The organism is Flavobacterium denitrificans DSM 15936 (assembly GCF_000425445.1).
In the GTDB taxonomy this organism is placed as follows: Bacteria; Bacteroidota; Bacteroidia; order Flavobacteriales; family Flavobacteriaceae; genus Flavobacterium; species Flavobacterium denitrificans.
Genome location: NZ_KE384377.1, coordinates 172,552 through 184,676 on the forward strand (window position 1 = coordinate 172,552; position 12,125 = coordinate 184,676).

At 33.6% G+C, this 12,125-nt stretch carries 12 protein-coding genes; 2 read left to right on the top strand and 10 right to left on the bottom strand.

All coding sequences use genetic code 11. The annotated features are described in order from the left end of the window. The first annotated feature begins 182 nt into the window (after positions 1–182). Positions 183–2,510, top strand: coding sequence for a GH92 family glycosyl hydrolase (locus H600_RS0112555; protein ID WP_026729106.1), 2,328 nt, complete (start codon positions 183–185; stop codon positions 2,508–2,510). A gap of 121 nt (positions 2,511–2,631) precedes the next feature. After that, positions 2,632–3,075 carry a hypothetical protein gene (locus tag H600_RS0112560; RefSeq protein WP_026729107.1) on the top strand — a complete coding sequence of 148 codons (444 nt, stop codon included), beginning with the start codon at positions 2,632–2,634 and terminating at the stop codon, positions 3,073–3,075. Between the two features lie 103 nt (positions 3,076–3,178). On the opposite strand, the gene H600_RS0112565 is transcribed toward H600_RS0112560, so the two are convergent. The 10 genes from H600_RS0112565 to gldI all read right to left on the bottom strand — a co-directional run bounded on the left by H600_RS0112565 (position 3,179) and on the right by gldI (position 12,124). Continuing rightward, positions 3,179–5,038: a M61 family metallopeptidase gene (locus H600_RS0112565; RefSeq protein ID WP_026729108.1), complete on the bottom strand. Its 1,860-nt coding sequence runs from the start codon at positions 5,036–5,038 to the stop codon at positions 3,179–3,181. 99 nt (positions 5,039–5,137) lie between these two features. Beyond that, entirely contained in the window at positions 5,138–5,416 is a 279-nt protein-coding gene (locus tag H600_RS0112570) for a DUF2805 domain-containing protein (protein WP_026729109.1), read from the bottom strand. 119 nt (positions 5,417–5,535) lie between these two features. Further along, entirely contained in the window at positions 5,536–6,363 is an 828-nt protein-coding gene (locus H600_RS0112575) for a sterol desaturase family protein (RefSeq protein WP_026729110.1), read from the bottom strand. 178 nt (positions 6,364–6,541) lie between these two features. Then, complete coding sequence (locus H600_RS0112580; protein WP_026729111.1) at positions 6,542–6,784, bottom strand: GlsB/YeaQ/YmgE family stress response membrane protein; 243 nt, start codon at positions 6,782–6,784, stop codon at positions 6,542–6,544. A gap of 44 nt (positions 6,785–6,828) precedes the next feature. After that, positions 6,829–7,536 (bottom strand): aquaporin Z, encoded by a 708-nt coding sequence (gene aqpZ, locus H600_RS0112585; protein ID WP_026729112.1) that lies wholly within the window; start codon positions 7,534–7,536, stop codon positions 6,829–6,831. 33 nt (positions 7,537–7,569) lie between these two features. After that, the gene (locus tag H600_RS0112590) at positions 7,570–7,926 is read right to left on the bottom strand and encodes a DoxX family protein (RefSeq protein WP_026729113.1); all 357 of its coding nucleotides are present in this window, start codon (positions 7,924–7,926) and stop codon (positions 7,570–7,572) included. A gap of 87 nt (positions 7,927–8,013) precedes the next feature. Next, positions 8,014–8,910: an EamA family transporter gene (locus H600_RS0112595; RefSeq protein ID WP_026729114.1), complete on the bottom strand. Its 897-nt coding sequence runs from the start codon at positions 8,908–8,910 to the stop codon at positions 8,014–8,016. Positions 8,911–9,130: 220 nt separating this feature from the next. Beyond that, the gene (locus H600_RS0112600) at positions 9,131–10,309 is read right to left on the bottom strand and encodes a peptidylprolyl isomerase (RefSeq protein WP_026729115.1); all 1,179 of its coding nucleotides are present in this window, start codon (positions 10,307–10,309) and stop codon (positions 9,131–9,133) included. A gap of 33 nt (positions 10,310–10,342) precedes the next feature. Further along, a complete protein-coding gene (locus H600_RS0112605) occupies positions 10,343–11,419 on the bottom strand; it encodes a peptidylprolyl isomerase (RefSeq protein ID WP_026729116.1) in 1,077 nt (358 codons plus the stop codon). A 15-nt stretch (positions 11,420–11,434) separates the two neighbouring features. Continuing rightward, the gene (gene gldI, locus H600_RS0112610) at positions 11,435–12,124 is read right to left on the bottom strand and encodes a gliding motility-associated peptidyl-prolyl isomerase GldI (protein ID WP_026729117.1); all 690 of its coding nucleotides are present in this window, start codon (positions 12,122–12,124) and stop codon (positions 11,435–11,437) included. Position 12,125 lies beyond the last annotated feature (1 nt).

Below are 12,125 nucleotides of genomic sequence, written 5' to 3' on the forward strand. Positions count from 1 at the left end.
AAGAGTCTATCAGCCAGTTTTAGAAAGTCTTTTTAGGCTTCAAAATTCTTTACGACAATATAAATCATTCCTATGGAATTTATTATTTTTTGTTGTATTTTTCTGAACCAAAAATTAGGTAAATCGTTTTAGATGATTGCTGGTTTTGTGTGAAAAAATATAATGATTAAAAAAAATACCCAATGAATAGAATAAACTGCAAAAGCCTTCTTTTCGGATTTTCATTTTTGATGTTTGCGTTCAATGCAATTGCACAAAAAAAGACCACTGAAAAACGAAACCTAATTCAATATGTTGATCCAATGATTGGCACTGCCAAAATGGGACATACGTATCCCGGCGCAACAGTACCTTTTGGAAGTGTTCAGTTGAGTCCTGAAACTGATACAATTGCTTATAGCTTAAACGGAAAATATAATGGCGAAGTGTATAAATATTGTGCAGGCTATCAATATGAAGACAAAACAATTGTTGGTTTTAGCCACACCCATTTCAGCGGAACCGGACATTCTGATTTAGGCGATTTCTTAATTATGCCGACAACAGGAAAATTACAATTAAATCCGGGTGTTGCCTCAAAACCTTTGTCTGGCTATAGATCGGCATTTTCTCATGCTACAGAAAAAGCAGAACCAGCTTATTATAGTGTTTTTCTGGAAGATCATAAAATCAAAGCAGAATTGACGGCCACAACGCGTGTTGGAATGCATCAATACACATTTCCAAAATCAGACGAAGCGCATGTTATTTTGGATTTAACTTCGGGAATTTACAATTATGACAAGAAAAATGTTTGGACATTTGTTCGTGTCGAAAATGATACTTTGATTACCGGTTACCGTCAAACCAACGGTTGGGCGCGAACAAGAACAGTATATTTTGCTATGTCTTTTAATAAACCAATAAAAAGCTACGGACAAGCAGCACAAGAAAAAAGTGTTTACAGAGGTTTTTGGGGAAGATTTGATCAGACCAAAAATTTTCCGGAAATGGCAGGTCAAAACTTAAAATTGTTCTTTGATTTTGATACTGCAGAAGGCGAAAAAATCAAAATTAAAATGGCATTGTCTCCTGTAAGTTCGGCTGGAGCTTTGGAAAACATGAAAAAAGAAGTTCCAGGTTGGGATTTCGAAAAAGTAAAAAAACAAAGTCAGGAAATTTGGAACAATGAATTGAATAAAATTCAGATTGAAGCCATTCAGAAGGAAGATTATGTGAATTTTTATACCGCTATGTATCATGCTTTTTTGGGCCCAACAGAGTATATGGATCTTGACGGAAACTACAAAGGTTTGGATATGAACGTTCATAAAGCTGAAAATTTTAAAAATTATACCAGCTATTCGTTGTGGGACACCTATAGAGCATTGCATCCTTTTTTTAATATCATTCAGCCAACTCGAAATGCAGATATGGTAAGTTCAATGTTGGCGCATTCTGATCAAAGTGTACATAAAATGCTTCCAATTTGGTCTCATTATGCCAATGAAAATTGGTGCATGATTGGGTATCACTCCGTTTCTGTTGTTGCCGATGCTATTGTAAAAGGTAATATTAGTTTTGATGCAGAAAAAGCGCTTCAAGCCTGTGTGAATACAGCAAAAGTTCCTTATTATGACGGATTAGAATATTATATGAAAATGGGGTATGTTCCAGAAGATAAAAATGGTTCTTCGGTTTCAAAAACGTTGGAATATGCTTATGATGACTGGGCGATTGCACAAGCAGCTAAGAAATTGGGGAAAACTGGCATTTATAATGAATTCATTGAAAGATCGAAAAATTATAAAAATGTTTACGATGAAAAAACAGGATTCATGCGTCCAAAATTAAATGATGGGACTTTCAAAAAAGAATTTGACCCACTAGACACACACGGACAAGGTTTTATTGAAGGAAATTCATGGAATTATAGTTTGTATGTGCCACAAGATCCTGCTACAATGATTAAATTGATGGGCGGAAATGACAAATTCAAAGTTCGTTTAGATTCATTATTCAACATGCATCTTCCGGATAAATATTTCGAAAATACAGAAGATATTACTAGAGACGGAATTATTGGGAATTATGTTCACGGAAATGAACCTTCACATCACGTAGTTTATTTATACAACTGGACAAATTCACCTTGGAAAGCGCAAGATAAAATCAGAATGATTTTGAAAAAAATGTATAGAAATGGAGCAGATGGTTTAGGAGGAAATGATGATTTCGGACAAATGAGCGCTTGGTATATTTTCAGCAGTTTAGGATTTTATCCAGTTGCGCCAGGTTCTGATGAATATGCTGTAGGAAGCCCGCTGGTAAAAAATGCGATTTTCAATTTAGAAAACGGAAAGAATTTTGAAGTTGAAACCATAAATCAATCTGATAAAAATGTATTTGTTAGAAAGGTTTTATTGAATGGCAAACAATTAGATAAACCATTTTTAAAGCATTCAGATCTTATGAATGGCGGAAAGATAACTTTTTATATGAGCAGTACACCCAACAAAAAAGGGTATTAGTGAGGTACAAACCTAACAGGTTTTTAAAACCTGTTAGGTTTCAAGAATATTAATTCGTGAATTCGTGACGAATAACAAAAAAACTTTACGAAATTTGCACCACAAACAAAGAAAACGAAATATGAAAATAAATCTAAAATCAGGAATTGACAAATTGCTTTTCGGAATGAAACAGAATGATGTAACGGCTGTTTTAGGAAAACCTGATAAAAACTATAAAGACGAAGATGAAAATGTGATTTTTGTGTACAACGCACATAAAATCAGATTGACTTTTTACCAAGAAGAAGATCTGAAATTTGGTTATGCAGTAGCATCAAGCAATGATCTAGAAGTTTTTGGATTTAAATTAATTGGAAGAAAAATTGCCGATGTAAAGAAAGACTTAGCAACAAAAGGTATCACAAAATTCAATCAAGAAACTTTCGATACTTTTGAGAATTACTTCAACGAAGACAACTGGTTTATTCTTCAAACTGAGTTTGATGAAGTGGTGAAATTTGAGATTGGTGCAATCATCAATAATAAAGACGAATTTGACTGGAAATTTCCTGTGAAGAAATAGTATATCAAGAACTTTGTCAAAGTTTAAAACTTTGACAAAGTTCTTTTAAGACAATAAAAAAACCGACAATCACTTGTCGGTTTTTTTATTGTCTTAAAAGGAATTACCCTTTCAACCATGCATTTTTAAGTTTGTCTTTTGAAGCATCAGTGGCTTTAAAAGTTTCAGATTCTTCATAAGGTAATTTAACTGTTCCTTTTATAGTTTCTTCTTTTCCACCTCGTTTGATTTTTACCGTAATTGGATCGTTTTCTTTCCAGTTTTCACTTTCTCCAATTAAATCATAAATGTTTGCCAGCGAATAAGGCTTGTCATTTATAGAAACGATAACATCATTACCTTTTAAATTTAGGTTTTTGAAAAACTCATTTTGTTCAATATCAGCACGAACGAAAATTTCTTTTGTTTGCTTGTCAACAGAAATATAAGGCGTTTGTCCTTTTAAGAAAATTGAACCTGCTTTTTTCTCAGTAGCTTTAGTTACGCCAACTTTAGCTAAGTAAAAGTCGTAAGGAATTGGAGTAGTTCCAGCTACATATTTAGTTAAGAATTCTCCAACTTCTGGATAAGTCAATTGTGTGATTTTTGCAAAAAGCTCATCATCGTTAAATGGTTTTTCGATGCCATATTCGTTTGATAATTTGTGCATTAAATCAAGGATTCCTCTTTCTCCGTTGCTTTTTTCTCTAATAATAATGTCGATACACATACCAATCAATGCACCTTTTTGATACACATTCAAATATTGGTCTTTGTAAGGTTCTTCCAATACATTTTTGCTCATTACAGTAAACGACATTGTATCGTTTAAGCCTTTTGCTTGTTCAATTTTATCAGCAATTCTAGTATAAAATTCCGCTTCATCAATTAAACCTTGATTGATTTGAAAAAGGTTTGCAAAATATTCTGTTACACCTTCATACATCCATAAATGTTCAGACATTTTTGGGGCATTATAATCAAAATATTGGATTTCTTTCGAGTGAATTGTCAATGGCGTTACAATGTGGAAAAACTCATGAGAAACAACATCTTTCATTGACTCTACCAATTTTTCTTTTGGCATTGATTCTGGCAATACAACAGTAGTTGCTGTAGGATGTTCTAAAGCTCCAAAGCCGTGTGCATCATCTTTTGCCAAACTAGATAAATACAATAAAACAGTGTATTTTTTGGTAGAATTGATTTTTCCTAAAAAGTTTTTCTGTGCTGTCATCATCGTTTTCATTTCTGGCGTGATGCTTTCAGCAGTAAACTTTCCAGTTGGAGAATAAACTGCAATTAAGATATCCATTCCGTTTACGTTAAAAGTAGTGTAATCTGGTTTAGAATACATAATAGGGTTTTCAACCAAAACGGCATAACGAGACGTTGTAAAAACATCACTTGTCTTGCTATCGTCAGTATCAGTCATTGAAGTTGCGCCCCAAAGTGTTTCAGGATGCGTAATAGTAACTTTATAAGGTACGTCTAACTTATCTTGAAAATAGCCAACAAAACCATGAGTGTTAACCATAAAGTTAACTCCGGCATTAATGTTTGTTCCTGCTGGTGAAAAGACATCGCCACTTCCAAATCCACTTCCTTTTTCAGTATCGAAAGTATCTCCAACTAAATAAGTGATTTTTTTAAGTGATTTTGCATTCGAAATTGACCAAGAATTATCGTCAATTCTTTTTACAGTCAGCTCATTTCCTTTGGCATCAAAAGCTTTAAAACCATCAGAATATTTACCATAATTATCTGTTGAATAGGTTCCAGGAACTGTTTTTGGGATACTGTAAATCACTTCATCCGTTTTGATTGCAGGAGGTGTCACCGTTACTAAAACTTTGTCGTCTTTTACATCAACAAGATTGATATTAACGTCAACAGTTTTGCTTTTTGCATCTCCCGATGTGCTTCCCGTTTTACAGCTCCATAATGTTACAGCAAGAGCTAAAGTGTAAATTAATTTTTTCATTTGTTCGCGTTTAGTTATGTGTATTTGACTTCTAAATTATCAAATTGTTACATTTACATATAAAAATAAAAAAAACTCCTGAATTTCAGGAGTTTTATCTTAGTCTAGTTTATTCTTTATGTAATATTTTCCATCCAAGTCTTCATCGAAGTCATCAATTTTAACTGGTTTTGGTTTTGGCTTATTTGCTATTGCCTTCTTTTTCCACATCTCAAATTTTTCAAGAGGCATTTTCTTCTTCATGATTTCCAGAACTTCCTTTTCTGCTAATCCAAATTCTTTTTTTATAATTTCAAATGGATTTCTTTCTTCTAAAGCTAATGAAACAAGTCTTTCTGTTTGTTCCCAATTCAATTCTTTGCGGCTACTCTTTTTCATCTCGTGAAAATTAATTCAAAATAGAGGTTAATGATTAATAGATTGATTTTCATTTTATATATCAATATTAATAAAAAAAATAATTAGTTGGTACGCTGATCTCTATTTTTTTACTGATTTTAACTGTTTTTTATTGATCTTGATTTTTGAAATGGAATTTGCAATAAATTTCCCAATTTGTTGTGTTCTTCGGGCTTCATATGGGTATCTACTCCATATATTAATTGATCTTTTGGCAAAGTAGTAAAAGTTCCAAAAAGACGATCCCATATTGAAAAAATGTTTCCATAATTGCTATCCGTATAAGGAAGTACATAATGATGATGTACTTTGTGCATGTTTGGAGAAACAATAAAATAGCTTAAAAAAACATCTAGTTTTTCTGGAAGCGAAATATTGGCGTGATTGAATTGTGAGCCTATTACTGATAATGATTGGTAAAGAAAAACCATCCACATTGGGCTTCCAACAAGCAAAACTCCTAGAGTGGTAAAAATAAAACGGATGACACTTTCACCTGGATGATGCCTGTTGGCAGTTGTTGTGTCAATCCAAGTATCGGTATGATGAATAAGATGGAATCGCCATAAAAATTTCACTTTATGTTGCACCAAATGTGCCAGATATGCACCAATCAAATCCAGTAAAAGCAAGCCTATTATGGTGTAGAGCCAAATCGGAATTTCTGGAAGCCACTCTAGAATTCCAAAATGATTTTCGGTTGTCCAAGCGGCAGTTTTTATTAAAATAAAAGCCAAAACGAAATTGACAATAATTGTTGTAAGAGTAAAAAATATATTGATTCCCGCATGATGCCATTTTTTGTACTGCATCTGGAAAAGCGGAAATGTATTTTCGATCAACCAAAAAAGTGTTATTCCTCCAACTAAAATCAAGCTTCGATGTGAAGATGGAATGGTACTGAAATAAGCAATAATGTCATTCATAATTCAATAATGTATTTGGTCAAAAGTAATGAAATTGATTAAATAACAATATTAATTCTGAGAAATATGTATTTATGTTTTTGTTTTGCTGGATTATTAAAAATGATAAAGAGAAAAAGGTCCAATAAGAACCTTTTTCTCTTTATTAATATATTAGGTAATTTATTTATGCTGATTTTTACCCTTTTTTGATTAAGCTGATGATAAAAAGCAATACCCACGCACCTCCAACGGCAATCAGAATTTGCCAAAGAAGTCCGCCACCGCCAATTCCAAGTTTTCCGGCGATCCATCCGCCAATAAAACCACCAATAATTCCGACGATAATATTACCAATTAATCCAAAGCCAGCGCCTTTCCATATTTGGCCAGCGAGCCATCCGGAAATTGCACCTATAAGCAAGAAATATAAAAATTCCATATTTTAATTTTTAAGATTTGTAAATGTTTATGGTTGAATAAAAATTATGCTTCAGCTTGATTTTGAAGCAAGTTTTTATAAATAAATCCTGCCACAATTGCGCCTAGAATTGGTGCTACCCAGAATAACCAAACTTGTGATAATGGTTCACCTCCAACAAAAATAGCTTGCGATAAAGATCTCGCAGGATTTACAGAAGTATTTGTAATTGGAATACTAATTAAATGGATTAAAGTTAAACCTAGACCAATTGCAATTCCGGCGAATCTTCCGTTGGCGAATTTATCTGTTGCACCCAAAATAATTAAAAGAAAAAATAAAGTCAACACAAATTCAGCTATAAAGCAAGCTTGCAACGAATAGCCGTCAGGAGAAAAAGCTCCAAATCCGTTTGAAGCAAATGCACCAGCTTTTGTGTTGTCAATTGCAAAACCTGCTTTTCCAGAAGCAATAGTATATAAAGTCCCTGCTGCAGCAATTGCACCTACACACTGCGCGATGATATACGGCACTAAATCTTTAGCTGAAAACCTTCCGCCGGCCCATAATCCAAAGGAAACTGCTGGATTAAAATGTCCTCCTGAAATATGTCCAACAGCATAAGCCATTGTTAAAACCGTTAAACCGAAAGCTAAAGCAACTCCTGCAAATCCAATTCCTAAATCAGGAATTCCGGCTGCAAAAATGGCACTTCCGCAACCTCCAAATACTAACCAAAATGTTCCAAAAAACTCTGCAAATAATTTTTTCATAATTAAGTAATTTAAAATTAATAGATTCGATCGTTAAAGGGTATATTGGTATGCCCAAAAAATCAAAACAATTTGTAAGGGCAAACGTACAAATAAAATCCATCTTGGTAAATTAAAACTCGCTTTTTTATTTTGATACATATACAAGTTTGCTGGAAATACGGCAATAAGCAGTGCAATAATTCCCCATGCAGCAAAATTTTTTGTGAAAGAAATCATTAGGAGTATACCTAATGTAATTTCGGCAAATCCACTTAAATTATTTATTAATTTGGGGTTTTTAAAAAAGGGAGGAATGATTTTGAGGTACATTCCCGGTTTCCTGAAATGATTGATACCAGCAAGTATATATAAAGAAGCCATTAAATATAAATGCCAATTTTGTTTCATGATATCTTATTGTATATCACGAATTTATAAAAAAATTAACAATTATTGCATTACAAGAGACTTTTTTTTAAAGCTATGTAAAATAGTTTACTTTTTGCCCTTAAAATTTACATTCATAATAATGATAGCAAGAATGATTAAGGCGATCCCAACCCATTGTAAAAAGATTACTTTTTCATTTAAAAGTATAAAAGCCATTGTCACCGACACAGGGAGTTCAAGAGCAGAAACTATACTTCCTAGACCAATTCCGGTTAATGGAAAACCAGCATTCATAAGCATAGGAGGGATGATAGTTCCAAATAAAGACAAAACAATTCCCCATTTCATGAAAATACCCAAATTAAACGCGTCTACTTGAGTTGCAAAAGCGAAAGAAAAAACAACTACTGCGCCTCCCAAAAGCATATAAAGACTTCGTTGTGCTGAAGAAATTTCAGTAGCGACACGATTTGCAGTAAACATAGTCGTAGTGAATGAAGCAGCGGCCAAAAGCCCCCAGATAATACCGCGCCAATCTAACTTAAAATCTGCATGAATAAGATTTGTTGCCAAAGCTGTTCCAATAAGTACAATAAAAACGGCTGCAACTTTTTGTTTTGATGGCAGTTTTTTTTCCAAAATCATTTCAAGCAAAACGCCCATCCAAACAGTTTGCATTAATAAAACAATTCCAATTGAAACAGGAATATATTTTACAGCCAGATAATAAAACAAACTAGTCATTCCGAGTGAAGTCCCGGCAAGCATCAAGTTGAAAATGTTTTTTGAAGAAGCTTTTACAGCAGTGCCTTTATTTTTTATTTTCTGAAAAGTGTTGATGATCAAAATTCCGATTATTCCCAAAACAAATTGTGAAGTTGTTACTTCTGCGGTGGTATATCCTTCAGAATACGCCATTTTTACAAAAGTGGCTAACATTCCGTAAGTTGTAGCTCCTAAAGCAACTAAAAAAACTCCTTTTAATACATTGTTTTGTGACATTTGATATTCCTGTTTTAAAAATTAAGGCCGGCAAAGGTAAGCTATTTTGTTTGTGATTTAGCAGAAATTATCTTTAAACGTTGGTTTTATTATTGTTTTAAACGCGTTTTGGATTTGTAAATTGCGTATTTGATAGAAAATCAGAATGGATTTAAAATAAAAAACCATCAAAACATATGCTTTGATGGTTTACTGTTTTTTTATAAATCTTTCAGTTTAATTATTTGGCTGGTTGATTTTTATAAGTTTCGATTTCGAAAATCAATGTTGCGTTTGGCGGAATTACACCTCCTGCACCTTTTTCTCCATAAGCTAAATTTGAAGGAAGGAAGAAAATTGCTTTATCTCCATCAGTCATCATATCTAATGCTTCAATAAAACCAGGAATCATACCATCTTTTTTACCAACAGTAAAAGGGAAAGCGGCGTAGCCACCTTGTGCGTTTCTATTTGCATCATATTTTCCATATGCTTTTGCAACACTGGACATACTGCTGTCAAAAAGATTTCCATCTTCAAAATATCCAGCATAGTGGAAATAAATTGTTGATCCTTCAGCACCTTTTACACCAGTTCCTTTTTGTGTAATTACATATTTTAAACCAGATGCAGTTGTAGTAGCTTTCGCTTTTGTTGTAGCAAAATAAATTGCTTTTTGGGCAACTACTTTTTGGTCTTCTAATTTTTTTGCTTCTTGTTTTTTTGCATCCTCAGCAATAACTTTTACAGCGTCAAATTTTTGTGCCTCAGTACCTTTTCGTGTAATAGTAATTTTTGTCATGACATCATCCTGAACGATTTTATTAACGTTGTCCATTCCGGAAACAACATATCCAAAAATAGTATGTTTTCCAGTCAACCAAGGAGTGTCTTTGTGAGTAATAAAAAATTGGCTTCCATTTGTTGCTGGGCCAGAATTTGCCATTGCAAGAATACCGCCTTTGTCAAATACTAAATCAGGGCTAAATTCATCTCTGAATGAATATCCCGGGCCACCAGAACCGTTTCCATCTGGATCTCCTCCTTGAATCATAAAATCATTGATTACGCGGTGAAATTTTAATCCATCATAAAATGGCTTGCCTTTTAGTTTTTCCACTTTTACATTAGGATTTGTTCCTTCTGCCAATGAAACAAAGTTGGCTACCGTAAGAGGCGATTTTTTATATAGTAAAGAAATAACGATATCTCCTTTGGTAGTAGAAATCGTTGCAAAAATACCATCATTAGGATTTGTAGGTGCAACCGTTTTTGCAGCCGTTGCAGTTTTTGCTGGAGCTGCTTTCGCTGGAGTAGTTTTTGTTGTAGTTGCTTTTGGTTTTGCAACCGGCTTTTTTGTTGTTTGTGCTTGCAGATTTACAACTGCCAAACAGAATAATAATAGAAATTTAAATTTCATTTTTTTTCGAATTTAAGTCGATGTAATAATTTATTATTGTGGTTTTTCTAATAATTGAATTTCGAAAATAATATTAGCATTTGGCGGAATAACTCCTCCAGCACCCGTTGCTCCATAAGCAAGATGAGAAGGAATGAATAAAACCGCTTTGTCGCCAAATGAAAGTTGCTCAATTCCTTCAATAAATCCTGGAATCAAACCGTCTTTTTTTCCTGCTTGGAAAGGAATTGGCTGATAACCATTTTGTTCTGATCGTGCAGAGTCATATTTTCCGAAAGCTTTAGCAACATCTTGAATACTTGAATCAAACATTGTTCCATCTTCAAGGAAACCTGCGTAATGAATGTAAATCTGAGTTCCGATAGCAGGTTTTTTGCCTGCTCCTTTTTCAGTAATAACATATTCTAGACCAGAATTAGTTTTAGTTGCTTTTGGTTTTATAGAAGCGTAATATGCAACTTTTTCTTTTTGAACTCCAGCATATTTGCTTTTTTCTTTTTCAATTTCTGAGAAATAATCATGAAACACTTTTACCGCATCAAATTTTTTGGCAGCTTCACCATTTCTGATAATCGTAACTTTAATGATTGTATCATCTTGTTTAATCTGATTTACAACTTCTTGTCCTTTTTCAACAACATGGCCAAAAATTGTATGTTTTCCTTCTAGCCAAGGAGTTTCAACGTGCGTAATAAAAAATTGGCTGCTGTTTGTTCCAGGACCATTATTTGCCATTGCCAAAACCCCAGGTTTGTCAAATTTCAAGTCTGTGATTTCGTCTTTAAATTTATATCCAGTATCGCCAGATCCAGTTCCTTCAGGATCTCCAGACTGAATCATAAATGCTTCGATAACTCTGTGAAATTTTAAGCCATCAAAAAATGGCTGTTTTTTTTTGTACTCTTTGGTAACAAATTCATTTTTGCCTTCAGCAAGCGTAACAAAATTTGCTACGGTTACTGGCGCTTTTTTATAATCTAATTCAACAATGATATGTCCTTTGTTAGTTTCAATATCGGCATATAAACCATCAGGCAAATTGCTGTGTTCATCTTTACACGAATAAAATGAAGTTACGGCTAATAGTAATAATAAAATACTTTTTTTCATTTCTAAAATGTTTTTTTAAGGGTTTACTGTGTCTTTTTTAATTGGAGCTACTGGTTTCGTTGCAACCGGTTTTGCAGTAGCAGGTTTTGGCGTTTGTCCTGCCGAAGCTTGTGTATCTGCAGATTGTCCTGCCGGAACAGCTGTTTTTGGAGTAGCAGGATCTGGTACAAAATTACGAAGCGTTACAGTGCACATTAAAGATTCGTTAGGGCCAATTTTGTTGTTGTCGCCATGATATCCGTAAGCAATATGCGATGGAAATAAAAAAGTCACGGTTTCATTTTTGTGCATAAGTTTGATTCCGTCGCGCAATCCCATCATAATGTCTTGTTTGTCTACAAAATAAGTTTGCGGGCCAAGATCAGTTTCAGAATAAATAATATTGCCTTTAATGTCTTTTACTTCTAAATTGAAATAAGCAATATCGCCTCTTCGCGGTGTTTGCGTTTCATTGAGATTTCTTTCGTCATAAGAAAACCAATAGCCTTTTCTTGTTGCATAATATTTTACTTTCGGATTGCTTTTTATAATTTTTTTGATGACTTCCTCTTCATTGGCTACTAATTTTTTGTTTCGGTCAGCCGATTTTTTCATGAAAGTTCCCGACGCTCTAGAAAGTGGTCTTCTGGCTTCTTCATGTTGTTTGCAACTGGCAAATAAAACAGTAAAAAGTAGCGTACAAATAATGATTTTTAAATAATTCATA